General features: G+C 64.0%; 18 protein-coding genes. 16 read left to right on the top strand and 2 right to left on the bottom strand.

Annotated features, from left to right (window positions below):
• Positions 1-45 precede the first annotated feature (45 nt).
• The 10 genes from WMW70_RS15895 (at position 46) to WMW70_RS15850 (ending at position 13,774) form a co-directional block, all read left to right on the top strand.
• Positions 46-1,473: a sigma-54-dependent transcriptional regulator gene (locus WMW70_RS15895; RefSeq protein ID WP_341438433.1), complete on the top strand. Its 1,428-nt coding sequence runs from the start codon at positions 46-48 to the stop codon at positions 1,471-1,473.
• Positions 1,474-2,186: 713 nt separating this feature from the next.
• Positions 2,187-3,593 (top strand): polynucleotide adenylyltransferase PcnB, encoded by a 1,407-nt coding sequence (locus WMW70_RS15890; RefSeq protein WP_341438432.1) that lies wholly within the window; start codon positions 2,187-2,189, stop codon positions 3,591-3,593.
• A 72-nt stretch (positions 3,594-3,665) separates the two neighbouring features.
• Positions 3,666-4,157: a 2-amino-4-hydroxy-6-hydroxymethyldihydropteridine diphosphokinase gene (gene folK, locus WMW70_RS15885; protein WP_341438431.1), complete on the top strand. Its 492-nt coding sequence runs from the start codon at positions 3,666-3,668 to the stop codon at positions 4,155-4,157.
• Between the two features lie 300 nt (positions 4,158-4,457).
• Positions 4,458-5,258, top strand: coding sequence for a 3-methyl-2-oxobutanoate hydroxymethyltransferase (gene panB / locus WMW70_RS15880; RefSeq protein ID WP_341438430.1), 801 nt, complete (start codon positions 4,458-4,460; stop codon positions 5,256-5,258).
• Complete coding sequence (panC, locus tag WMW70_RS15875) at positions 5,255-6,115, top strand: pantoate--beta-alanine ligase (RefSeq protein ID WP_341438429.1); 861 nt, start codon at positions 5,255-5,257, stop codon at positions 6,113-6,115. Before panB ends, panC begins: the two co-directional genes overlap by 4 nt.
• Before the next feature lie 125 nt (positions 6,116-6,240).
• Positions 6,241-7,905, top strand: coding sequence for a glucose-6-phosphate isomerase (gene pgi, locus WMW70_RS15870; RefSeq protein ID WP_341438428.1), 1,665 nt, complete (start codon positions 6,241-6,243; stop codon positions 7,903-7,905).
• 112 nt (positions 7,906-8,017) lie between these two features.
• Positions 8,018-9,955 carry an acetate--CoA ligase gene (gene acs / locus WMW70_RS15865; RefSeq protein WP_341438427.1) on the top strand — a complete coding sequence of 646 codons (1,938 nt, stop codon included), beginning with the start codon at positions 8,018-8,020 and terminating at the stop codon, positions 9,953-9,955.
• Positions 9,956-10,089: 134 nt separating this feature from the next.
• Positions 10,090-10,968, top strand: coding sequence for an oxygenase MpaB family protein (locus WMW70_RS15860; RefSeq protein WP_341438426.1), 879 nt, complete (start codon positions 10,090-10,092; stop codon positions 10,966-10,968).
• Positions 10,969-11,071: 103 nt separating this feature from the next.
• Positions 11,072-12,250: an acetyl-CoA C-acetyltransferase gene (locus WMW70_RS15855; protein ID WP_341438425.1), complete on the top strand. Its 1,179-nt coding sequence runs from the start codon at positions 11,072-11,074 to the stop codon at positions 12,248-12,250.
• A 354-nt stretch (positions 12,251-12,604) separates the two neighbouring features.
• Positions 12,605-13,774: a GGDEF domain-containing protein gene (locus tag WMW70_RS15850; protein WP_341438424.1), complete on the top strand. Its 1,170-nt coding sequence runs from the start codon at positions 12,605-12,607 to the stop codon at positions 13,772-13,774.
• A gap of 105 nt (positions 13,775-13,879) precedes the next feature.
• Here WMW70_RS15850 and WMW70_RS15845 read toward each other — a convergent pair whose 3' ends face one another.
• Positions 13,880-14,584, bottom strand: a complete 705-nt coding sequence (locus tag WMW70_RS15845) for a DUF6901 family protein (RefSeq protein ID WP_341438423.1) — start codon at positions 14,582-14,584, stop codon at positions 13,880-13,882.
• Positions 14,585-14,735: 151 nt separating this feature from the next.
• Here WMW70_RS15845 and WMW70_RS15840 point away from each other — a divergent pair, with 151 nt between their 5' ends.
• The 6 genes from WMW70_RS15840 to WMW70_RS15815 all read left to right on the top strand — a co-directional run bounded on the left by WMW70_RS15840 (position 14,736) and on the right by WMW70_RS15815 (position 25,456).
• Entirely contained in the window at positions 14,736-16,019 is a 1,284-nt protein-coding gene (locus WMW70_RS15840; protein ID WP_341438422.1) for an ATP-binding protein, read from the top strand.
• A complete protein-coding gene (locus WMW70_RS15835; RefSeq protein ID WP_341438421.1) occupies positions 16,016-17,365 on the top strand; it encodes an HD domain-containing phosphohydrolase in 1,350 nt (449 codons plus the stop codon). Before WMW70_RS15840 ends, WMW70_RS15835 begins: the two co-directional genes overlap by 4 nt.
• The gene (locus WMW70_RS15830; RefSeq protein WP_341438420.1) at positions 17,365-17,916 is read left to right on the top strand and encodes a response regulator; all 552 of its coding nucleotides are present in this window, start codon (positions 17,365-17,367) and stop codon (positions 17,914-17,916) included. The genes WMW70_RS15835 and WMW70_RS15830 overlap by 1 nt, the downstream gene beginning before the upstream one ends.
• A gap of 79 nt (positions 17,917-17,995) precedes the next feature.
• A complete protein-coding gene (locus WMW70_RS15825) occupies positions 17,996-21,766 on the top strand; it encodes a PAS domain S-box protein (protein ID WP_341438419.1) in 3,771 nt (1,256 codons plus the stop codon).
• Positions 21,763-22,224, top strand: coding sequence for a response regulator (locus tag WMW70_RS15820; protein WP_341438418.1), 462 nt, complete (start codon positions 21,763-21,765; stop codon positions 22,222-22,224). The genes WMW70_RS15825 and WMW70_RS15820 overlap by 4 nt, the downstream gene beginning before the upstream one ends.
• The gene (locus WMW70_RS15815; RefSeq protein ID WP_341438417.1) at positions 22,217-25,456 is read left to right on the top strand and encodes an EAL domain-containing protein; all 3,240 of its coding nucleotides are present in this window, start codon (positions 22,217-22,219) and stop codon (positions 25,454-25,456) included. The genes WMW70_RS15820 and WMW70_RS15815 overlap by 8 nt, the downstream gene beginning before the upstream one ends.
• Here the strand turns inward: WMW70_RS15815 and moaE are convergent.
• Complete coding sequence (moaE, locus tag WMW70_RS15810) at positions 25,448-25,906, bottom strand: molybdopterin synthase catalytic subunit MoaE (protein WP_341438416.1); 459 nt, start codon at positions 25,904-25,906, stop codon at positions 25,448-25,450. The two genes, WMW70_RS15815 and moaE, sit on opposite strands and share 9 nt — an antisense overlap.
• Positions 25,907-25,990: the final 84 nt, after the last annotated feature.

Genomic DNA, 25,990 nt, shown 5'->3' with positions numbered 1-25,990 from the left:
GAAAGACCCCGTGAGGGTTTCCGAGACCGTCGAGAGACCGAATTGATGCCTCATATTTTGATCGTCGAAGACGAAACCATTATCCGCTCTGCCTTGCGTCGCCTGCTGGAACGAAACCAATACCAGGTCAGCGAAGCCGGTTCGGTGCAGGAGGCGCAGGAACGCTTCAGCATTCCCGGCTTCGACCTGATCGTCAGCGACCTGCGCCTGCCCGGCGCGCCCGGCACCGAGCTGATCAAGCTCAGCCAGGGCACCCCGGTACTGATCATGACCAGCTACGCCAGCCTGCGCTCGGCGGTCGACTCGATGAAGATGGGCGCGGTGGACTATATCGCCAAGCCCTTCGACCACGACGAAATGCTCCAGGCCGTGGCGCGTATCCTGCGCGATCACCAGCAGGCCAAGAACGCCCCCAGCGCCCCTGCTGCCAGCCCACGGGCCAGCGCCGACAAGGCGGTGGACAACAGCAACGGCGAGATCGGCATTATCGGCTCCTGCCCGGCCATGCAGGAGATGTACAGCAAGATCCGCAAGGTCGCGCCGACCGACTCCAACGTGCTGATCCAGGGCGAGTCCGGCACCGGCAAGGAGCTGGTGGCCCGCGCCCTGCACAACCTCTCGCGGCGCGCCAAGGCCCCGCTGATCTCGGTGAACTGCGCCGCCATCCCGGAAACCCTGATCGAGTCGGAACTGTTCGGCCATGAGAAAGGAGCCTTTACCGGGGCCAGCGCCGGCCGTGCCGGTCTGGTGGAAGCTGCCGACGGCGGTACATTGTTCCTCGATGAAATCGGCGAGCTGCCTCTGGAAGCCCAGGCCCGACTGTTGCGCGTACTGCAGGAAGGTGAGATTCGCCGGGTCGGCTCGGTGCAGTCGCAGAAGGTCGATGTGCGCCTGATCGCCGCCACCCACCGCGACCTCAAGAGTCTGGCCAAGATCGGCCAGTTCCGCGAAGACCTGTACTACCGCCTGCACGTGATCGCCCTCAAGCTGCCACCCCTGCGCGAACGCGGGGCCGACGTGATCGAGATCGCCCGCGCCTTCCTGATCCGTCAGTGCAACCGTCAGGGCCGCAACGACCTGAGCTTTGCCATCGATGCCGAACAGGCGATCCGTCACTACCCCTGGCCGGGTAACGTGCGCGAACTGGAAAATGCCATCGAGCGCGCGGTGATTCTCTGCGAGGGCAGCAGCATTTCGGCCGAACTGCTGGGCATCGATATCGAGCTGGACGATCTGGAAGACGACTTCACCGGCCTGCCCGTCCAGGCCAGCGGCCTGGGTCACGAACCCAGCGAGCCGACCGAAGACCTGTCCCTGGAGGACTACTTCCAGCACTTCGTCCTCGAACACCAGGACCATATGACCGAGACCGAACTGGCGCGCAAGCTCGGCATCAGCCGCAAGTGCCTGTGGGAACGCCGCCAGCGCCTGGGCATCCCCCGGCGTAAAGCCTCGGGGGCCGCCGCAGGCTAAACCGCTCGCGCAGGGTGACAAATCACTGTGCGCGAGGTTCCCCAGCCTGTTACCTCCTCAACACCTAGTAACAAAAGCCGGGTCTTACGGTAACGAGAACCCGGCTTTTTTAGCCCCACCAATCACACACAAAAATCGCAACTCCTTGTTTTTAAAGGGATTTCAAAAACTGGCACGGGTTCTGCTTTATTGCTGGTACAAGAACAATAACAAGCACGCACCACCCTAATAAAAATAAGACATACCGACTCCAGCACAATAAGAACAACAACGCGGAGGCGCAGCTAACTGATTCTTTTGGAAAGGAATTGCCTTTGGGGCTTGCCCCATAACCAGGCCGAGAACAATAAAACTGTCATAAGGCAGTGCCTGAACTGGTTAGGTCACGATGTGATCAGGGTAGCGTCAGCATCCAAAGAAATCCGTTTGCTCTTGACCCCCAGCCTGGGAGGTTTTCCAAAAGTCACTGACTGGATGGAACGGGTAAACCAACAAAAACAACTAGCCCGCCATAATAATAAAAACAGAGCACGCACCAATTTGGGGGGGAGCTTCGGCTCCCCCAGTAGCTTCCGCATTTTGCCAAGCTCACCGCCTTTCCTGCAGCAATCCCTCGACTCTCCTACACCCTCCCCCGACTCAATGCTAGAATCCGCGCCATTCCTGCGGCCGGCATATACTCTGGCCAGTCATTTAGTCAAACAGTGCCTCCCATGCTGAAAAAGCTGTTCAAGTCCTTTCGTTCACCTCTGCGCCGCGGCAAACACTCGCATAGCACCCCTGAAGTGCTAAGCAGCAGCCAGCACCCTATCGAGCGCAGGGAAATCAGTCGCTATGCCACCAGCGTGGTCGAACGTCTGCAACAGGCCGGCTATCAGGCCTATCTGGTCGGTGGCTGCGTGCGCGACCTGCTGCTGGATATCGATCCCAAGGATTTCGACGTCGCCACCAGCGCCACGCCCGAACAGGTACGCGCCGAGTTCCGTAACGCGCGGGTAATCGGCCGCCGTTTCAAGCTGGTGCACGTGCACTTCGGCCGCGAGATCATCGAAGTCGCCACCTTCCGCGCCAATCACCCCGAAGGCGATGAAGAAGAGAACAGCAACCTGTCCTCGCGCAACGAAAGCGGCCGCATCCTGCGCGACAACATTTACGGCAGCCTGGAAGACGACGCCCAGCGCCGCGACTTCACCATCAATGCGCTGTATTACGATCCCAGCACCGAGCGCATTCTCGATTACGCCAATGGCGTGCACGACATCCGCAACCACCTGATCCGCCTGATCGGCGATCCAACCAAGCGCTACCAGGAAGACCCGGTGCGCATGCTGCGGGCGGTGCGTTTCGCCGCCAAGCTGGATTTCGACATCGAGAAACACAGCGCCGCGCCCATCTACAAGCTGGCTCCCATGCTGCGGGAAATTCCCGCCGCACGCCTGTTCGAGGAAGTGCTCAAGCTGTTCCTCGCCGGTTACGCGGTCTACACCTATGAACTGCTGGTGGACTACGGCCTGTTTGGCGAGCTGTTCCCGGCCAGCGCCGCGGCCCTCAAGCACAACCCGGATTACACCGACCAGCTGATCCGCAACGCCCTGAGCAACACCGACCTGCGCATTCAGCAAGGCAAGACCGTTACCCCGGCCTTCCTCTTTGCCGCCCTGCTCTGGCCTGCGCTGCCGGCCCGGGTGATCAAACTGCAGGATCGCGGCATGCCGCCGATCCCGGCGATGCAGGAAGCCGCCCATGAGCTGATCAGCGAACAGTGCCTGCGCATCGCTGTGCCCAAACGTTTCACCCTGCCGATCCGCGAGATCTGGGATATGCAGGAGCGCCTGCCACGGCGCAGCGGCAAACGCGCCGATATGCTCCTGGAAAACCCGCGCTTCCGCGCCGGCTACGATTTCCTCCTGCTGCGCGAAAGCGCCGGCGAAGAAACCGATGGCCTCGGTGACTGGTGGACCCTCTACCAGGACGCCAGCGACAGCGAGCGCCGCGGCATGATCCGCGACCTCAGCAGCAAGGACGACGGCCCCGGCGCACCGCGCAAGCGCAAGCGCAGCGGTAGCAAGCGCAAACGCAGTCCGGCCGCCGACGGCAGCAGCCCCAGCACTGGCGAATGACGAGGCCGCACAAGTGACCTGTCGAATCATAAAAGCCCGTGTGGCGTGCCCGTCTACGCGACTTTCACGCTAATGGAACGGGTCTATATCGGCCTGGGCAGCAACCTGGCCGATCCACTCGCACAACTGCGCAGCGCCCTGGCGGCGCTCGCAGCCCTGCCGCAGACGAGCCTGGCGACGCAGTCTTCTTTTTATGCAAGCGACCCGCTGGGCCCGGCTGACCAGCCGCGCTACGTCAATGCCGTGGCCGCACTGGACACCGAACTCGCGCCCCTGGAACTGCTCGACGCCCTGCAACGCATCGAACTGGAGCAGGGCCGCATGCGCAAGGCCGAACGCTGGGGCCCGCGCACCCTGGATCTGGATATCCTGCTGTTCGGCGAACATCGGCTGGCTGAACCGCGCCTGACCGTACCCCACTACCATATGCATGCCCGCGCCTTCGTCCTCTACCCCCTGGCGGAAATCGCCCCGCAGCTGCGCATGCCGGACGGCCGCGGCCTTGACGAGCTGCTCGCCGCTTGCCCCTTCGAAGGCCTCGAGCGGCTGCCTGAGCCTGCGTAGGATGGGGCGGGTCGCGCAGGTTGAGCGCAACGACACCCATCCGGCTGGGTGACACCCCAGCGGTCAATCGATGGGCTCTCACCTATCCTACGACCCGCACCAGCACTCTAGCCCCGGCCCTCGACGTGCTTTATTGGCGGTAACGCCAGTAACAGGCCGGTAACACCTGCAATTGACTTCCAGCCGCCCCATCAGGACTATAGGCGTCCCGTTGCCCCGCACCGGTGCAATTCGAGGCCAATGCAGGCCAACTTGAGGCAGTACGACTGCCGACTGAACGCCTGAGTGAGGACAGTTTTCATGCCTGATGTAACCCTGACCACCCTGCACAGCCTCAAGCAGAGCGGCGAGAAAATCGCCATGTTGACCTGCTATGACGCCACCTTCGCCCAGGCAGCCTGTGAGGCCGGGGTCGATGTACTGCTGGTGGGCGACTCCCTGGGTATGGTCCTGCAGGGCCATGACAGCACCCTGCCGGTCAGCGTGAGCGATATGGCCTACCACACCGCCTGCGTCAAACGCGGCAATCGGGGTGCACTGATCCTCGCCGACCTGCCCTTTATGGCCTATGCCACCACTGAGCAGGCCCTGAACAACTGCGCCGCACTGATGCAGGCCGGTGCCCATATGGTCAAGCTCGAAGGCGCGGCCTGGCTGGCCGAACCGATTCGCCAGCTGGCCGAGCGCGGCGTGCCAGTGTGCGCGCACCTGGGGCTGACGCCACAGGCGGTGAATATCCTCGGTGGTTACAAGGTCCAGGGGCGCCAGGAAGCCCAGGCACGGCAGATGCGCGCCGATGCCATGGCCCTGGAGCAGGCCGGCGCGGCCATGCTGCTGCTCGAATGCGTACCCAGCGAGCTGGCCGCGGAAATCAGCCAGGCGGTGAAGATTCCGGTGATCGGCATCGGTGCCGGCGGCGCAACCGACGGCCAGGTGCTGGTACTGCACGATATGCTCGGGCTGTCCCTGAGCGGCCGCACGCCCAAGTTCGTGAAGAATTTCATGGCCGGCCAGAGCAGCATCCAGCATGCCCTCAGCGCCTATGTCAAAGCGGTCAAGGACCAGAGTTTTCCAGCAGCCGAACACGGGTTTTCTGCATGAACACAGTTAAAAGCGTGCGCGAGTTGCGCGCCGCCATTGCCCAGGCCCGCAGTGAGGGCAAACAGATAGGTTTCGTGCCGACCATGGGCAACCTGCACGCAGGCCATGCCGCCCTGGTGGCCAAAGCCGCCCAGCGCGCCGATTTCGTGGTTGCCAGCATCTTCGTCAACCCGCTGCAGTTCGGCCCCAGCGAAGATCTGGACAAGTACCCGCGGACCCTGGTCGCCGACCAGGAAAAACTCTTCGAAGCCGGCTGCAACCTGCTGTTTACCCCGGATGTCGAGGAGATGTACCCCCACGGCCTGGAAGGCCAGACCCGGGTCAGCGTTGCCGGTGTCTCCGAAGGCCTGTGCGGGGCCAGCCGCCCCGGGCATTTCGAAGGCGTGGCCACGGTGGTGACCAAGCTGTTCAATATGGTCCAGCCGGACCTGGCGGTGTTCGGCCAGAAGGACTTCCAGCAACTGGCGGTGATCCGCACCCTGGTGCGCGACCTGAATATGCCGATCCAGATCATCGGCGAGCCCACGGTACGCGCCGAGGATGGCCTGGCGCTGTCGTCGCGCAACGGTTACCTCAACGCCGAACAGCGTGCCGCGGCCCCCACCCTATATCGCAGCCTGGAACAGATCGCCAGCGCCATCCAGGCTGGCGAGCGGGACTACCCCAGGCTGATCGCCCAGGCCCAGCAACTGCAGAGCGCGGCCGGCTTCCGCCCCGACTACCTGGAAATCCGCGAGTCGAACAGCCTGCGCCCGGCCAGCGCCGAGGATCGCCAGCTGGTGATTCTGGTCGCGGCCTTTATCGGCAGCACCCGGCTGATCGACAACCTGGCACTCGAGCTGGAACCCAGCGCCTGAGTCCGGCGGGCAATCCGCACGCCTGACGGTTGCCTGCCACCCGCCCCAGCCAGTTACACTCGAGGCCCGGATTGTTCCGGGCCTTTTGCATTTCGCGACAGACCACGACAAGGAATCCACCGCCAATGGCCTATTACCAGCAACCGCATGACGTCACTCAGCTGCCCGCCTGGCAGGCGCTGCGCCAGCACCGCGAGCAGATGAACGACTTCAGCATGCGCGAGGCCTTTGCCAACGACCCACAACGCTTTGACCATTTTTCCCTGAGCAGCTGCGGCCTGCTGCTGGATTACTCGAAGAACCTGGCCAACGAAAAGACCCTGGAACTGCTGGTGCAGCTGGCCGAACAGGCCGGCCTGAGCGAATCGATCAAGGCCCAGTTCAATGGCGAGCGGGTCAATGCCTCGGAAGGCCGCGCGGCCCTGCACACAGCCCTGCGCAGCCCCATCGGCAAGCGCCTGGAGCTGGATGGGGTCGATCTGATCCCGCAGGTGCACCGGGTCCTCAACCAGATGACCGAGCTGGTCAGCCGCATCCACAGCGGCCTGTGGCGCGGCTATAGCGAAAAACCCATCACCGAGGTGGTGAATATCGGCATCGGCGGCTCCTTCCTAGGCCCGCAGCTGGTTTCCGAGGCGCTGCGCCCCTTTACCCAACGCGGCGTGCGCTGCCATTACCTGGCCAATATCGACGGCAGCGAATTCCGTGATCTGACCGCCCGGCTGAATCCGGAAACCACCCTGTTTATCGTCTCGTCCAAGTCCTTCGGCACCCTCGAAACCCTGAAGAACACCCTGGCGGCGCGCGACTGGTACCTGGCCATGGGCGGCCCGGAAGCCGAGCTGCACAAGCACTTTATCGCGGTCACCAGCAACCAGCAGGCCGCCATTGAGTTCGGCATCAAGGCCGAGAACATCTTCCCCATGTGGGACTGGGTGGGCGGCCGTTACTCCCTGTGGTCGGCCATCGGTCTGCCCATCGCCCTGGCCATCGGCATTTCCAACTTCAAGGAGCTGCTGGCCGGGGCCTATGCCATGGATCAGCATTTCGCCCAGGCCCCGCTGGCGCAGAACATGCCGGTGCTGATGGCCCTGCTGGGCATCTGGTACGGCAATTTCTGGGACGCCAAGAGCCAGGCGATCCTGCCCTACGACCATTACCTGCGCAATTTCACCAAGCACCTGCAGCAGCTGGACATGGAGTCCAACGGCAAGAGCGTGCGCCAGGACGGCAGCCCGGTGGACTTCAATACCGGCCCGGTGATCTGGGGCGGGGTCGGCTGCAACGGCCAGCACGCCTACCACCAGCTGCTGCACCAGGGCACCCAGCTGATCCCGGCCGACTTTATCGTCCCGGTCAACAGCTTCAGTCCCCTGGCCGATCACCACCAGTGGCTGTTCGCCAACTGCCTGTCCCAGGCCCAGGCCCTGATGCACGGCAAGACCCGCGCCGAGGCCGAGGCCGAGCTGCGCGCCAAGGGCCTCGACGAGGCCGAAGTGCAGCGCCTGGCCCCACACAAGGAAATTCCCGGCAACCGCCCGAGCAATATCCTCGTGCTGACCCGCGTGGCCCCTTATAACCTGGGGGCACTGATCGCCCTGTACGAGCACAAGGTCTTCGTGCAGAGCGCCATCTGGGGCATCAACGCCTTCGACCAGTGGGGCGTGGAACTGGGCAAGGAGCTGGGCAAGGGTGTCTACCAGCGCCTCATCGGCCAGCTCGACGAACCGGCCAGCGACGCCTCGACCCAGGGACTGATCCGCCACTTCCGCGAGCGTCATCGCGGCTGACGGCTGCACTCCGGTGCCGGACCTTGGCGGGTCACGGCACTGGCACTTGAACCAAGCACCCGCTTGGGTGCACCCTTGGGGGTATCGCGGAACACAACAACAAGGACCCGCCATGTTCGAGATCACCCGCCATCCCGTCACCGCCGCCATGCGCCAGCGCGCCCATCTCAACGACGACGATTACCAGCGCCTGTACCGCCAGTCGGTGGAGCAGCCGGATATCTTCTGGGCCGAGCAGGCGAAGAGCTTTCTCGACTGGTTCAAACCCTGGGACAGCATCCAGCAAGGTGATCTGCTCAGCGGCCAGGGCAGCTGGTTCAAGGGCGGGCAACTGAATGTCAGCTACAACTGCATCGACCGTCATCTGCCCACCCGCGGCGAGCAGATCGCCCTGATCTGGGAAGGCGACAACCCCAGCGAATCGGCCAATATTACCTACAACAAGCTGCACAGCCATGTCTGCCGCCTGGCCAACGTGCTGAAAAGCCGTGGGGTGAAAAAAGGCGATCGGGTGTGCATCTATATGCCGATGATCCCCGAGGCCACCTACGCCATGCTGGCCTGCACGCGCATCGGCGCGGTGCATTCGGTGGTATTCGGCGGCTTCTCCCCGGACGCCCTGCGCGACCGCATTCTGGATGCCGACTGCCGCACGGTGATTACCGCCGATGAAGGCGTGCGCGGCGGCAAGTACGTGGCGCTCAAGAGCAACGTCGACAAGGCCCTGCAGAGCTGCCCGGCAGTGTCCACGGTGGTGGTGGTCGAGCGCACCCAGGGCGAGATCGACTGGGTCGAAGGCCGCGATATCTGGTACCACAAGGCCCTGCACGAAGCCTCCAGCGACTGCCCGGCCGAACCCATGGACGCCGAGGACCCGCTGTTTATCCTCTACACCTCGGGCTCCACCGGTAAACCCAAGGGTGTGCTGCACAGCACCGGCGGCTATCTGCTGATGGCCGCCATGACCCACAAGTACGTGTTCGACTACCACGAAGGCGATATCTACTGGTGCACCGCCGATGTCGGCTGGGTCACCGGCCACAGCTATATCGTCTACGGTCCGCTGGCCAACGGGGCCACCAGCCTGGTGTTCGAAGGCGTGCCGAACTACCCGGACGCCTCACGCTTCTGGCAGGTGATCGACAAGCATCAGGTGAATATCTTCTACACCGCCCCCACCGCCCTGCGCGCCCTGATGCGCGAAGGCGAAGGCCCGGTCAAGAGCACCTCGCGGGCCAGCCTGCGCCTGCTCGGCTCGGTGGGCGAACCGATCAACCCGGAAGCCTGGGAGTGGTATTACAACGTGGTCGGCGAACGCCGCTGCCCCATCGTCGACACCTGGTGGCAGACCGAGACGGGTGCAATCCTGATCACCCCGCTGCCCGGTGCCACCGACCTCAAACCCGGCTCGGCGACCCGCCCGTTCTTCGGCGTACAGCCGGTGCTGCTGGATGAACAGGGCAAGGAAATCGACGGCCCAGGTTCAGGCGTGCTGGCGATCAAGGACAGCTGGCCGAGCCAGATCCGCAGCGTCTACGGCGATCATCAACGGATGATCGACACCTACCTCAAGCCCTACCCCGGCTACTACTTCAGCGGCGACGGCGCGCGCCGCGACGAGGACGGTTACTACTGGATCACCGGGCGGGTCGACGACGTGATCAACGTCTCCGGCCACCGCATCGGCACCGCCGAAGTGGAAAGCGCCCTGGTGCTGCACGACGCGGTCGCCGAAGCGGCGGTGGTCGGCTACCCCCATGACCTTAAGGGCCAGGGCATCTATGCCTTTGTCACCCCGATGAACGGCGTGGAGGTCAACGAGGCGCTGAAGAAAGAGCTGCTGGCCCTGGTCGGCAAGGAGATTGGCGGCTTCGCCAGACCCGAGCTGATTCAGTGGGCACCGGGCCTGCCCAAGACCCGCTCGGGCAAGATCATGCGGCGTATCCTGCGCAAGATCGCCTGCAACGAGCTGGATACCCTTGGCGATATCTCGACCCTGGCCGACCCCAGCGTAGTGGACAGCCTGATCGAGCAGCGGCTGAACCGGTAGGCCGCTAGCACCGACGCCCGACGAGTGGCTTGACTGGACGGCAACATCGCCTGGCATTCCGCTCGTTGGGCTTCGCTGCGCTCAGCGCAACGCCGCCCGCCCCAACCTACCCATTTGCCGAGTTTCTGCCCCCCATGGAATTTCTTCGCCGCCGGATCGAAAGCCAGGTACTGAGCCTCAGCGGCATCGCCCTCGGCCAGATCGACTTCGAAAAGCCTCAGGGCGACCCTGGCCTGTTCGGCCCGGATTCGGTGAGCTGGCAGGTGCACGGCGACTTCACCAGCATGCTGATCGGCGGCATCAGCGCCCTGCTCCTGCAAGCCCTGCATCCGCTGGCATTGGCTGGCGTGTGGGACCACTCGAATTTCCGTGAAGACCTGCTCGGCCGCCTGCGCCGCACCGGACAGTTTATTTCCGGCACCACCTACGGCGCGCGCGCCGACGCCGACTGGCTGATGGAGCGGGTCAAGACCATCCACCTCAAGGTCAGCGGCACCGCTCCGGATGGCCGCGCCTATGCCGCCAGCGACCCGAAACTGCTGACCTGGGTGCATGTGGCCGAGGTGTACAGTTTTCTCCAGGCCCATCTGCGCTACCGCAACCCACAGCTGTCCGGCGCGGATCAGGATCGTTACTACGGGGAAATCGCCCTGATCGCCGAACGCCTGGGTGCGACCGAGGTGCCGCGCTCACGGGCCGAGGTCGCTGCCTACCTGACGGCTGTGCGCCCGGAGCTGCTCTGCGATGAGCGCTCCCTGGAAATTCTGCGCATCCTGCGGGGTGCCCCTGCCCCCAGCGCCCTCGCCGCACCAGCGGCCAGGCTGTTGCTGCAGGCCGGTATCGACCTGCTGCCGGATTGGGCGCAGGAGATGCTCGGCCAGCAGATCAGCCCGCTGCGCAGCCGCCTGATTCGGGGCGGCGTCCACAGCCTGGCCCCGCTGCTGCGCTGGGCCGTGCGCAGCGGTGCCATCCACCGCGCGCGCAAGCGCCTGCAGCTGCCGTCAGGCGGCTGAGCAGGCGGCTGACCGGTCAGTTCGCGTGCTGGCCGCAGGCAAAGTCTCTGTGCCAACATAGCGGCCTTTCGCGGCCCGCCGCGCCCCAGATGAGGATCGCCCTATGCAAGACGTCGTCATAGTCGCCGCTACCCGTACCGCCACCGGCAGCTTCCAGGGTTCGCTGGCGAGCATCCCCGCCCCCGAACTGGGCGCGGCGGTGATCCGTCAGCTGCTGGCGCAAACCGGCCTGGACGGTGCGCAGGTCGACGAAGTGATACTCGGCCAGGTACTCACCGCAGGCAGCGGGCAGAACCCGGCGCGCCAGGCGGCGATTCTCGCCGGCCTGCCCCACGCCGTGCCGGCCCTGACCCTGAACAAGGTCTGCGGCTCGGGCCTCAAGGCCCTGCATCTGGCCGCCCAGGCGATCCGCTGCGGCGATGCCGAGGTGATGATCGCCGGCGGCATGGAGAACATGAGCCTGTCGCCCTATGTCCTGCCCAAGGCCCGCACCGGTCTGCGCATGGGCCACGCGCAGATGCTCGACACGATGATCGTCGACGGCCTGTGGGACGCCTTCAACGACTACCACATGGGCATCACGGCCGAGAATCTGGTGGACAAGTACGGTATCAGCCGTGAAGCCCAGGATGCCTTCGCCGCGGCCTCGCAGCAGAAGGCCTGCGCCGCCATCGAAGCCGGGCGCTTCGTCGATGAAATCACTCCGATCCTGATCCCCCAGCGCAAGGGCGATCCCATCGCCTTCGCCACCGACGAACAACCCCGCGCCGGCACCACCGCCGAGTCGTTAGGCAAGCTGAAGCCCGCATTCAAGAAGGACGGCAGCGTCACCGCCGGCAACGCCTCCAGCCTCAACGACGGGGCCGCCGCGGTGCTGCTGATGAGCGCCGCCAAAGCCGAGGCCCTCGGCCTGCCGGTATTGGCGAAAATCGCTGCTTACGCCAACGCCGGCGTCGACCCGGCGATCATGGGCATCGGCCCGGTCAGCGCCACCCGGCGCTGCCTGACCAAGGCCGGCTGGCAGCTCGACGAGCTGGACCTGATCGAAGCCAACGAGGCCTTCGCCGCCCAGGCCCTGGCCGTGGGCCAGGAACTGGGCTGGGACGCCAGCAAGGTCAACGTCAACGGCGGTGCCATCGCCCTCGGCCACCCGATCGGCGGCTCCGGCTGCCGGATTCTGGTGACCCTGCTGCACGAGATGATCAAGCGCGACGCCAGGAAGGGCCTGGCCACCCTGTGCATCGGCGGCGGTCAGGGCGTGGCGCTGGCCATCGAACGCTAGGCTACACGCCCATTGCCCGCATTGGCTGCGCCAGCGGACACTGGAAAAGAAGCCCTGATAGCTAAACGCCGGTTCTCGGAAATAACGGGAACCGGCGTTTTCCTTGATCAGTTACCTGTGGCAGGGGGCGATTCTGCAAGAGTGACTCTGCCTGAGGCCGCAATGGGTAGGGCCGTCAAACGCTGCAGCCGACGCTGGTGCGCACGGCACACCCTAAGGAGCAGGCCCCTTCGCCCACTGCCTGGCGGCATACAGACTCTGGTCGCATCGCCTTGGTGGTAAAAGCACTGTAACTTAAGCGCCATCCTGGAGCGCCGATGCGGCCCTACACCTGAGTAAAGCGGAGCACACGCATTGCGTATTGGCGGTATCGACTGGCAGGCCCTGCAACGAACTCAGCGGCAATGGAGCTCCCTGCAGCTGGAACAGAATCTGCACCGCCTGAAGCTGGCTGCGCCCATCGCACCGCCGGTCAACCTGCTGCATATCTGGATGTTCTGGGGCCGCCCGGCGCAGTCAGCCAACGAGGCGCTGTGGGTGCAGGGCATCATCTTCGCCCATGCCGCCATGCTGCTGTTTTTCGCCCTGCTGGCCCTGGCCACCTGGTGGCTCAATCGCCACCCGCACCTGGTGCGGCTGCGCCGGGCCTGCATCACTGTCGGCATCCTTGGCACCCTGGGTTTTGCCGCGCTGATCAGCAGCATCGACCAACTGGTGACCAGCAATATCACCCCGCTGCTGGTAGGTTGCACCCTGGTGGCGCTGGTGTTTTTGCATCGCCCGCTATCCGCCCTGCTGCTATTTTCAACGACCCTGGGCCTGTTTATCTGGGCCATCGGGCAAACCCAGAGCGACCCCGCCCTGCTGCTCAGCAACCGGGTCAACGGCCTGTCCATCTGCGCCATTGCCATGGCCCTGGCTTGGTCGCAGTGGCACCACTTCGTACAGACCCACACCCAGCAACAACGCCTGGAAGCCCAGCAACAGTTGCTGGAACAACAGAACGCTCGTCTCAGCTACCTGGCCGAACACGACCCGCTGAGCGGCCTGCTTAACCGCCGCGCCTTCGGTGAGATCGTCGCCCACGAACTGCTGCGCGCCGAACGCAACCAGCAGCCGATGTGCCTGCTGATGCTCGATCTCGATCACTTCAAGCAGATCAACGACCAGCACGGTCATCCGCTCGGCGACCGGGTGATCCGTCAGACCGCCACCCTGCTGGCCAGCCAGGTGCGGGCCAGCGACAGCCTGGCGCGTATTGGTGGTGAGGAGTTTGTCCTGCTGCTGCCCGAGTGCGATCTACAGCAGGGTCTGCAGATCGCCGAGCTGCTGCGCCAGAGCGTGGAACAGCAACTGCGCCAGTTCGAGGGCCAGGAACTGGCGCTGACCGTCAGCATCGGCCTGGTGGCTGTCCCGGTCGGCCAGGCGTGCAGCTATGAACGCCTGTACGCCGCCAGCGACCGCGCGCTGTACCAGGCCAAGCACAATGGCCGTAACCGGGTGGTAGGGGCCCTGCTGGACTAACCAGCCCAGCAGCGATACAGCCCGAAATTTCTCCTGGTGGGTTAGGTAGCGCGCCATGAGCACCTTTGGCTCACGCCCGTAGTACTGCGCCCCTGCCTACCGCACTCAGCCGCCCTCAGGGTCTTCCAGGTACTCGGCGAAGAAGCGGTCCAGCTCACCGTCGTAACGGTCGAGGCTGTACAGGGTGTCGGCGGCCAGCAGGTCGAGAAGGATCAGGCCATTGATGCTGGAGTCCTCCTCGGCGGCGCAGCGCAGACGCTGGGCCATGCCCAGATTGACCTGACGCAGGTTGCGATAGACCGTGCGCAGCCCCTCCAGATCCCAGTCTGCGGTCAAACCATGCTGAGTGCGCAGGTACTGGCCCAGCAGGTAGCTGCCCAACACCCGGAACAGGGTCTCGTCGCTGCCGCTAAATGGCTGATGAAACCAGGCCATGGCCTTCAGCAGCCGGGTATGCGGGCAACCGCTGGCAGCGCCAATGGCCCCCAGCAGCGAACCGGCCGCACGCTGCAAGGTGGTGTGCTGGCGGATTTCCCGGTCGCGCCAACGCACCAACACCTCCACCGGCTCGAACGAGGCATGGCTGGCCAGCATGCTGACCGGTTGCTGCAGGGCCGCGGCGAAGGGGCAGAGCGCACTATCCTTGACGGACAGGGGGCAATGCGGGCACTGCTGAAAATCCAGGCGAGCCCAGGCCGCCGCGCCGGCCGAAGCGGACTCCCCCTGCAGATCGACGCTGTGCTCCAGCGTTTGCCCATCTGCGAAGGTGAAACGGTAGGCAATCAGTCTTTCACTCTCGGCATGAGGCATGGTCTAACCTGACTTAAATTGGCTAAACAACACAGATGGTAGCACTCGGTTGTAAATGCCATATTTATGGCGTCTCAATTCTGGCTACATGAGGTGATTCGACTAATACTCTAGCCCAAGAGTCCAGTCATGCCGCTATTAGGAGCTTGCTATGGAAGGATTCACAGCTCAACTGCTCGGTGCCCTGATCCGCAATATCCACCTTGGGATAATCGTGCTGGATACAGATCTGCGGATTCAGTACTGGAATAACTTTGTCGCCGAGCGCTGTGCTATCCCCCTCGAACAGGCCTGCGGGCGGGCGCTGATCGAAGTTTTCCCGGAGGCCGGCTCGGCCGACTTCAACCGCAGCATCGAACTGGCCCGCGACAGGGGCCGGCATGTCTACAACCACTGGCTGGAAATGCCGCCTTTGCAGCTGCAGACCGCAGGCAACGAGTCCAACCTGCTGGCCCTGCAGAGTACCCTGCTGTTCCCCTTCGTCACCCCGGATGGCATCTTGCACTTTGGCCTGGTGGTGTATGACACCAGCGCCGTGGCCCAGGGCAACGAGCAGCTGCGGGCCGCGCTCAAGGCCCTGGGCAGCAAGCAGGCCGAACAGGACCAGCTGCTGCGCAAGCTGGAAACCGCCAATAGCCAGCTGCTGCAATCGGAAAAGATGGCGGCCATCGGCCAACTGGCCGCCGGGGTAGCCCATGAGATCAACAACCCCATCGGCTATGTGTTTTCCAACCTCAAGACACTCGACGGCTATGTCCGCGACCTGCTGAAGATCGCCGATGCGGTGGATGCGGCCGGCGACCTCGATGAGCTGCGTCAGCTCAAGCGCCAGCTGGAGTACGACTATATCCGCGGCGATGTGGCGGCCCTGATCAACGAGTCGGAAGACGGCATCGACCGGGTCACCCGGATCATCAGCGCGCTCAAGGACTTCTCCCATATCGAGGAAGACGAATTCCGCCCGGCCGACCTGCACCGTGGTCTGGATACCACCCTCAACGTGGTCAACAACGAACTCAAGTACAAGGCCGAGGTGATCAAGGAGTACGGCAAACTGCCCGAGGTCGAGTGCATCCTGTCGCAGATCAACCAGGTGGTGATGAACCTGCTGGTCAATGCGGCCCACGCCATCGAGCAGTTCGGCCGCATCACCCTGCGCACCGGCTGCGATAGCGACTGGGCCTGGATCGAGGTCGAAGACAACGGCAAGGGCATCGATCCCAAACTGCTCAACCGCATCTTCGAACCCTTCTTCACCACCAAACCGGTAGGCAAAGGCACGGGCCTGGGCCTGGCGCTGTCGTACAACATCGTGCAGAAACACAGCGGCAGCATCGAGGTGCACAGCGAGCCGGATGTCGGCACCCGCTTTCGCATCAACCTGCCGCTGCGCCAGGCCAATGCCAGACCACCAGCGGACGCCCCACAGCCATGAATGCAGCCGAGAATTCGGCGCTGGCCACCCTGCTGCTGGTCGACGACGAAGAGAACATCCTCAACAGCCTGCGCCGGGTGCTGCGCAGCGAACCCTACAAGCTGCTGACCTGCAACAGCGGCGAAGCAGCCCTGCAGCTGTTCGCCGAGCAGCCTATCGACCTGGTGATTTCCGATGCACGCATGCCCGGCATGGACGGTGCGGCGCTGCTGGCCCAGGTGCAGCAGCGCTGGCCGAACTGCCTGCGCATCCTGCTGACCGGTTATGCCGACCTGACCACCACGGTCAAGGCGATCAACGAAGGGCAGATCTACCGCTATATCAGCAAACCCTGGGACGATAACGAGCTGCGCCTGATCATCCGCCAGGCCCTGGCCTTTCAGCACTCCGAGCGCGAACGGCTGCGCCTGGAAGACCTGACCCGCGAGCAGAACCAGCGCCTGCAGGAACTCAACGCCAGCCTTGAGCAGCGCGTGCGCGACCGCACCGCCGAGCTGGAACAGACCGCCGATATGCTCGACCTGGCCTACGCCGAGCTGCGCAGGAGCTATGTCACCGCCACCGAAGTGTTCGCCAACCTGGTCGGCCAGCGTCTGGGCAAGGAGCAACAGACCAACACCCAGGTGATTGCCCTGGTCAAGGCCTTTGCCGACTTCCGCCAACTCGACGAGAGCAGCAGCAACGACCTGGCCATGGCCGCGGCCATGTACAACATCGGCAAACTGGCCTGGGACGACCAGCTGCTGCAGCGCCCCGCCGACCTGCTGTACAAGGAAGAGCGGGCGCGCTATCGGCAATACCCGGTGGTCGGCGAAAGCCTGCTGATGACCCTGGAGCCGGTACAGGATGCCGGCCGCCTGATCCGCCATCACCAGGAACGCTGGGATGGCCAGGGCTACCCGGACCGTCTGGCCGGCACGGCGATCCCTCTCGGCTCGCGCATTCTCAAGCTGGCGGTGGACTTTATCGAACTGCAGCGCGGCCTGGTTCTGGAGCGCCGGCTAAACCGCGATGAAGCCCTGCTGCTGATGCAGAAATACGCCGGGCGACTCTACGACCCACAGCTGTGCGAACACTTCGTGGCCCTGTGCACCACCCTGGCTCCCGACCTGGCCCTGGCCGACGCCAGCATTCTCGCCCTGGATAGCCGCCGCCTGGAGCCGGGCATGATCCTGGCGCGCAACCTCCACGCGGAGAACGGCATGCTTCTGCTCAACCAGGGCAAGCCCCTGACCCGCGCCCTGATCGACAAGCTGATCGCCTTCGAAGCCTCCGAGGGCGGGCATTACACCCTGTTCGTGCGCAAGCCCGAAGACACAGCGGCGACACCCGACGGAGAGCCCTGATGATCAAGATCCAACTGCTCGATGACGACCCGCATATCCTCAGCGCCCTGCAGCGGGTGCTGCGCCCGCATCGCTGGGAAGTGCACAGTTTCAGCGATGGCCAGACGGCACTGGAGGCGCTCTGCGAACACGAATTCGCGGTGATCATTTCCGACTACCAGATGCCCAATCTGGACGGCATCACCTACCTGCAGTTCGCCAAGCAGCGCCAGCCCCATGCCATCCGCATGATGCTCAGCGCCCACGGCGATCGCCAGTCGATGATGCAGGCGATCAACCGGGCGGAGATCTACCGCTTCCTCTCCAAGCCCTGGGACGACTACGAACTCGAAGCCGCGATCAAGTCGGCCATCGACCTCTACCTGCTGCGCTTCGAAAACCAGCGCCTGCTGGCCCAGGTACGCAGCCAGCAATCGGCCATCGAGCGCCAGGAACAGGAACTGCAGCGTCTGGAGCACGAACACCCGGGCATCACCCGAGTCAGGCGCGATGCCCAGGGCGTGGTCCTGCTCGACCTCGACGAGCCGGACGAAAGCGAACACAACAACTAGCGGACGCCGCGCATAGCACCTGCAGAAACAGGTAAGCGCACGGGCCCAAGCGGGTTTGCCCGGAGTTGAAGGAGTAACAATGCATACCCGCCACCTGATCGTTGCCGCCTACCTGCACATACTGGCATTTGCCATGCTCGGCATGGGCGCGATCAGCCTGATCGGTTACCTGCTACTCGAACAACCGACTCGCCATAACGTGGTGCTGTTGCCCGACAGCGCCCTGATGTCGGTGCTGATGGGCGGCCTGATTCTTGCCGCGACCCGACAGGCCACGCAGGCACGCAACCTGCTGGCCGCACTGCTGATCGTGCTGACCCTCTACAGCCTGCTGCACAATCTGCTGGCAGGCGGTGCGGATATCGGCCAGTCCTGGCTCAGCGGCTTTCTGCGCATGCGCAGCGGCCTGGCCCTGAGCATGCTGCTGGCCACCCTGGCGCTGTACCTGAGTGGCGGCGCAAGGGCGGCCAGGCGTGCGGCCTGTCTGGTCGGCGGCGCACTGATGATCCTGGCCATACTCTCGCAGCTGGCCGACAGCTGGCCGACGCTCGGCATTGTCCGCCTGGGCTTCAAACACGGTTCGACCCATGTGGCCAACCTTTTTGCTCTGTGCCTGGGCCTGAGCATCATTGCCCTGAGCCTGCGCCCGCGCGCAGAACATGGCCTGCTCGACCCACGCACCCTGACCGCCGGCGTCATCGGTACCCTGCTCGCCTGCAGCAGCTGGTATCTGCTGAGCATGCAGGCGATTCAAAACATCAATCGCGAAGGCGATCTGCTGCTCGCGAAGATAGAAAACGCCACCACGCAGGAACTGCACAACCACCTGGCGCTGATACAGCGCATGGCCGATCGCTGGCTGATCGTCGAGCGCATGCCCAGCCCCCGTCTCTGGCAGCAGGAAGCGCACAGCTACCTGCGTGATTTCCCCAACCTGGAGCTGCTGGCGCTGCTCGATCAAGACCTCGCCCCGAGCCTGCTCGAAGCCCGCCAACCGGCCCATGCTGCCTGGCTGCAGCAATTTGTCGCCGATGCCCAACAGCGCAGCTGGCTGCAGCAGGTAGGCGCTGGCAGCCGTGCGCAAATCAGCTCGACCCGCGACTACGGGGCTGCCCGCGCACGCAATGCGCTGCTCGCCAGCCCCCTGCAGTTGCCCGGTCAGCCGCCGCTGTTACTGGTTGCCAGCCTCAACGTCAGCGCCGTGCTGGACAGCCTGCTGGGCAGCGACCTGAATGGCTTTGTCGTGCACGCCCACGAAGGCGACCGGCTGCTGTACGACTCGACCGACGGCCCCACCCACTACGCCACCCCGGTCAGCCAGCGCAGCCTGCTGCTGCCCCAAGGGCAGACCTGGCAGCTGAGCGCCTACCTGCACAATCCCCTGGCGCTGAACGCCGCCACCCACCTGGCCACCCTGACCCTGCTGTTCGGCCTGGCCCTGAGTTTCTTCCTGCTGCTCAGCCAGCGTCTGGCCTGGCTGGCCACCGAGCGCTCGCAGCAGCTGCAAAGCACCAACCAGGACCTGCAGCAGAGCCTGACCCTGCAGCTGCGCACGCAGAACCTCAACCAGCGGATCATGCAGTTCACCCACGACGTGTTTTGCTCAATCGACCGCCAGGGACGCTTCCACGAACTCAGCCCATCCTGCGAGAAACTCTTCGGCTACCCGGCCCAGAGCCTGATCGGCCAGGCCTTTATCGACCTGGTACTGGCCGAAGACCGCCAGCAGACCCAGGAGGAGATAGTGGCCGGCATGCAGGCACTCGCCAGCCACACCCTGCGCAACCGCTGCCGGCACCAGGATGGACGCGTCCTGCATATCCTCTGGACGGTCGACTGGTCCGAGCAGGAGCAGACCCTGTTTGCCGTCGCCCATGACATCACCCCCCTGGTCGTGAACGAGGCCTACGCCGAAAGCCAGCGGGAGATCCTCAGCATGATTTCCAACGACCGGCCCCTGGGCGAAACCCTCGAAGCCCTCTGCCTGATGATCGAGGCCCAGCAACCCGGGGCCCTGTGCTCGGTGCTGCTGCTCGACGCCAGTGGCCGGCACCTGCACACCGGGGCGGCCCCCAACCTGCCGCCGGCCTATAACCAGGCCATCGACGGTCTGGCTATCGGCCCCAGCGTCGGCAGCTGCGGCACGGCGGCCTTCCTGCTGAAACTGGTGATCAGCGAGGACATCCGCAGCGATCCGCTCTGGCAGGACTACCGCGAACTGGCCCTGACCCATGGCCTCAAGGCCTGCTGGTCGTTTCCGCTGATTTCCCACGACGGCAAGGGCCTGGGGACCTTCGGCGTCTATTACCGCCATCCCCAGGCACCGGACGACGAACAGATCCAGCTTCTGGCCACCGCCGCGCAACTGGCGGCCATCGGCATCGTCCGGGCGGCCGACCGTCGCCATCTGCAGGAGAGCCAGCAGCGCTTTCGCTCGTTGTTCGCGTTCAACCCGGACCCGGTATTCTCCTTCGACCTGCACGGCCACTTTCTCAGCATCAATGATGCCGGCCAGCAGTTACTGGGACTCAGCGAAGCCGAGATCATCGACAAGCACTTCACCGAGCTGATCACCAGCGACCAGCAGGTGCAGATCCGCGAGCACCTCAGGGCGGCCAGCACCGGCACCCCGCAGCACTATGAGACGCGCCTGCAGGACCGCCAACACAGGCCCCTGACCCTGGACGTGACCAACCTGCCGATCATGGTCGATGGGCAGATAGTTGGGGTATTCGGTATCGCCAAGAACGTCAGCGGCTACAAACAGGCACTGGCCGAGGCCCAGGCCCTGGCCGAGCGCCTGCGCAACACCCTGGAAAGCATCAGCGATGCCTTCTACACGCTCGACAGCGACTGGCGCTTTACCTACGTCAATCCCGAAGCCGAACGGCTGTTGCAGGCCAGCGCCCCCGACCTGCTCGGCCAGCAGCTGTGGCTGGCCCTCACCGGCTCCTACGACAGCGAGATCGGCGAGCATTACCGCCAGGCTGTGAGCAGCGGCCAGACCTGCCACTTCGAGAGCTTCTACGCACCCCTAGGCAGTTGGTTCGAGCTGCATGTCTACCCCTCCGAGGAGGGCCTGGCGGTGTACTTCCAGAACATCAGCGAACGCCGCCAGACCCAGCAGGAGCTGCAGGCGACCCTGCTCGAACTGGAACGCAGCAACAAGGAGCTGCAGGAGTTCGCCTTCGTCGCCTCCCACGACCTGCAAGAGCCCTTGCGCAAGATCCAGGCCTTCTCCGAGCGCCTGGTCAGCCGCAGCGCGGCGCTGGATGACGAAAGCCGCGACTACCTGCAGCGCATGACCACGGCCGCGGCGCGCATGCAGGCACTGATAATCGACCTGCTCAACTATTCGCGGGTCAATACCCGCGGCCAGCCGCTGCAGCCCCTGGACCTCAACCAGGTGCTCGTCGAGGTACTCGGGGACATGGAAACCGCCATCGAACAGAGCCAGGCGCGCATCGAATACCCGCCACTGCCCAGGGTGCTGGGCGACCCCAGCCAGCTGCGCCAGCTGCTGCAGAACCTGCTGAGCAATGCCCTGAAATTCCAGGTCCCCGGCAACCGCCCGCTGCTCCGCCTGTATGTGGAGGCCGAGGACGCCGCGCACTGGACCCTGTGCATCGCCGACAACGGCATCGGCTTCGACGAGAAGTACCTCGACCGCATCTTCAATCCCTTCCAGCGCCTGCATGGCCGCGAGACCTATGCCGGCACCGGGATCGGTCTGGCCATCGTCAAGAAGATCGCCGAACGCCACGGTGCACGTATTACCGCCAGTAGCGTCCCCGGCCAGGGCAGCGTATTCCGGATCACCTTTCCCACTCTAGACAGGGCCAGCCAATGACCACCACCCCACTGGTGCAGATCCTGATCGCCGACGATGATCAGGACGACTGCATGATGACCCGCGAGGCCTTCAGGGAGTGCTGCATCGCAAACCCCCTGCATTTCGTCCATGACGGCGAAGAGCTGATGAACTACCTCAAGCGCCGCCCGCCCTACGTGGATGAAGTGCGCTACCCGCTGCCGGGGCTGATCCTGCTCGACCTGAATATGCCGCGCATGGACGGCCGCGAAGCGCTGCTGGCGATCAAGGGCGACAGCCTGCTGCGCAGCATCCCCGTGGTGATCCTCAGCACCTCCTCGGCCGACGAAGATATCCTGCGCAGCTACGCTATAGGCGTGAACTCCTTTATCACCAAGCCAGCCAGCTTCAGCGGCCTGCTTGAGGTGGTGAGAAATCTTGCTCGCTACTGGCTGGAGATCGTCGAGCTGCCCATGGATGGCCCCCGCAATGATTAGAACCGCTCCAGGCTGGAAACTGCTGCTCATCGACGACGATGAGGACGACTTCATCATCACCCGCGACATCCTGCGGCAGAACCCCGACATCCCGATCGAGCTGGAATGGTGCAACACCTTCGAGCAGGGCCTGGAGCTGGTGCTGCGCGAGGAACATGACCTCTACCTGGTGGATTACCGCCTGGGCGCGGACTCCGGCCTGGAGCTGATCGACAACGCCCTGCAGCAGGGCGTGGTCAAGCCCATCATCCTGCTCACCGGCCAGGGCGATTCGCACCTGGATGCCAGCGCCATCGAGCTGGGCGCAGCCGATTACCTGGTCAAGGGCCAGTTCGACAACCGGCAACTGCTGCGCAGCATTCGCTACGCCATCGACCGCAGCCTGGCCAGTGCCGAACTGGCCGATAGCGAACACCGCTATCGCCTGCTGTTCGAAGCCAACCCCGAAGCCATGTGGGTGTTCGACAAGAAAACCCTGTGCTTCCAGGCCACTAATCTTGCCGCCACTCGCCTGCTCGGCTACTCCCAGGCCGAATTCAAGAACATGAGCGTGCTGGATATCCGCAGCCAGGACGAGCAGCAGCGCTTTCTCGACTACTACAACGCCAGATTGTGCGACGCCCCAAGTGCCGATCCCCAGGCCGGGGTCTGGACCTACCTGCACAAGTCCGGCCGTGAGCTGTATGCCGAAGTGCTGGTGCATGATTTCGAGTTCGACAAGCAGCCCTGTTACCTGGTGCTGGCCATCGACGTCACGGAAAAGCACAAGGCTCATCAGCAGGCCGCCCGCCGCGAGCAGTCCTTCCGCAAGCTGCTCAACGACACCCGCGACGCCCTGCTGGTGGTCGATGAACAGGGCCAGCTGTGTTACGCCAATCCGGCGGCCGAGCGGCTGTTCAGGGCCGACCAGGCGCAGTTGCAAGCCCAGGTCTTCGACCTGCCCCTGAGCGCCGGTGAGCTCTTCGAATGGCACCTGCCAACCCCGGCCGGCGAGACCCTGGAAGTGGAAGTCCACCTCTCGGAAACCGACTGGGAAGGTAGCCAGGTACGCCTGCTGTCGCTGCGCGATATCAGCGAACGCAAGGAGGCGGAAAAACAGCTGCGCCTGCTCAAGCGCGGCCTGGAGTCGAGCTTCAACGGCGTAATCATCACCGACGCCCGGGCTCCCGATCACCCGATCATCTACGTCAACCCGGCCTTCGAGCGCATCACCGGCTACAGCGAGGCCGAAGTGCTGGGGCGCAACTGCCGCTTCCTGCAGGCGGACGAGCGTGACCAGCCGGCGCTCGCCCTGATCCGCCACCACCTGCAGCAGTTGCTGGAAGTGCATGTGGTGCTGCGCAACTACCGCAAGGACGGCAACCCGTTCTGGAACGATCTGTATATTTCCCCGGTACTCGACGAGCACGGCCAGGTCAGCCACTTTATCGGTGTGCAGAACGACATCAGCGAAGAGCGCCGCTACCAGGCCGAGCTGAGCTTCAACGCCAGCCATGACGTGCTCACCGGGCTGCCCAACCGCGCCCTGCTGGAAGACCGCCTGCGCCAGGGCTGCCAGATCTCCCAGCGCTACCAGCGCAGTCTGGCGGTGATGTTTATCGACCTGGACGGTTTCAAGCCGATCAACGACTCGATCGGCCACCATTCCGGCGACCAGATCCTCATCGAAGTGGCCCGGCGCATGTGCGCCCAGGTGCGCCCCGGCGATACCGTGGCACGCATGGGCGGCGACGAATTTCTGGTGCTGCTGCCGGACCTGGCCCGCGAGGAGGATGTACTGCTGGTGGCCGAGCGCCTGCTCAGCGACATCGCCCGCCCCTATCCGGTGGGCGGTATCGAACTGCATATCACCGCCAGTATCGGCATCACCCTCAGCGACGGCCTGCTGGCGCAGCCCGCGCACCTGATCCAGCAGGCCGACCTGGCCATGTACAAGGCCAAGCAGGAGGGCCGCAACAATTACCAGTGGTACACCAACGACCTCAATCAGCGGGTCGGCGAACGCGTAACCCTGCGCAACGAACTGCAGAAGGCCCTGGACAGCCAGGCCTTCGACCTCTACTACCAGCCGCAGATCGATGGCCGCACCGGCCGCGTGGTCGGGGTTGAGGCCCTGCTGCGCTGGAATCACCCCGAGAAAGGCTTTATTCCACCGACCCTGTTTATCCCCGTGGCCGAAGACACCGGGCAGATCATTCCCCTCAGCGTCTGGGTGCTGGACACCGCCTGCCGGCAGATGCGCCAGCTCTGCGACCAAGGCATGAGCGGGCCGACGGTGGCGGTGAATATCTCCTCGGTCCACTTCCAGCGCAGCAACTTCGTCGAAGCCATCCAGGCGGTGCTGCACAAGCACCAGCTCAATGCCGAACGGCTGGAGCTGGAGATCACCGAAGGGGTGCTGCTCAACCATGCCGAGCAGGCGATCAGCACCCTGCACCAGCTGAAAAAGCTCGGGGTGAAGATCGCCATCGACGACTTCGGCACCGGCTTCTCCAGCCTCAACTACCTCAAGCGTCTACCCATCGACAAGGTCAAGATCGACCGCTCCTTCGTCGAGGAAATCATCAGCGACCAGCACGACGCGGCTATCACCCAGGGCATCATTTCCATGGCCCACCACCTGCGCCTCAAGGTGATCGCCGAAGGCGTGGAAACCGAGCCGCAGTTCGCCTTTCTGAAGAAGAGCCACTGCGACCTGTTTCAGGGCTACTACTTCGCCAAACCCATGCCCTTCGCCGAGCTTGAGGTGTTTCTCCGCGAACGCATACTGACCCAGACCCCGAGCATGCAGCAGCTCAGCGGCAGTGAGCCGGCACAGACCCTGCTGCTGCTCGATGACGAGGAAAATATCCTGCGCGCCCTGGCCCGCCTGCTGCGCCGCGACGGCTACAAGATCCTGATGACAACCCGCGCCCAGGACGCCTTCGAGCTGCTGGCCAAGCACGACGTGCAGGTGATCCTCTCCGACCAGCGCATGCCGGAGATGAGCGGCACCGAGTTCTTCAGCCGGGTCAAGGACCTGCACCCGGACACCATACGCATCGTGCTCTCGGGTTATACCGACCTGAAATCGGTCACCGACGCGATCAACCAGGGAGCCATTTACCGCTTCCTGACCAAACCCTGGGACGACGAACAGCTGCGCCAGATCATTGCCGAGGCCTTTCGCGAGTACCGTCAGAGCAAGGACAAGGCACACGGCATCCGTGCACCCAGGCTGCCCTCACTCTGAAGTTTTCCAGCGCTCGGCCGCCGCCTGGTCGCTGCAGCGCCCCTCGACCCAGCGCGGGCCTTCGGCGGTGTCTTCCTTCTTCCAGAACGGCGCACGGGTCTTGAGGTAGTCCATAACGAAGTTGCAGGCGTCGAATGCCGCCTGCCGGTGGGCGCTGGTGGTGCCGACGAAGACGATTGGCTCACCCGGTTCCAGGCGGCCGATGCGGTGAATGACCTCGATACCCAGCAGCGGCCAGCGCTGTGCGGCCTCCTCGGCGATCTTGCCCAGGGCCTTCTCGGTCATGCCGGGAAAGTGCTCGAGAAACATGCCGCCCACTTCGCGGCCCTCGTTGAAATCGCGCACATAGCCGACAAAGCTGACCACCGCACCGATGCCCAGGTTGGCGGCGTGCAGGGCATTGAGTTCAGTGCCCGGATCGAAGGGTTGTGACTGGACGCGAATGCTCATGCAGATGCTCTCTGTGGGAGGGGCGTAGGGTGGGTTTAACTGGCGGCAGGGGTATCGCCTCCTACCCACTGTGGAATGGGCTTT

The sequence above is a fragment of the Pseudomonas sp. XK-1 genome, from assembly GCF_038069885.1.
Taxonomy (GTDB): domain Bacteria; phylum Pseudomonadota; class Gammaproteobacteria; order Pseudomonadales; family Pseudomonadaceae; genus Aquipseudomonas.
Note: the sequence above shows the minus strand (reverse complement) of the source record. Positions and strands in the feature narration are given on the sequence as shown.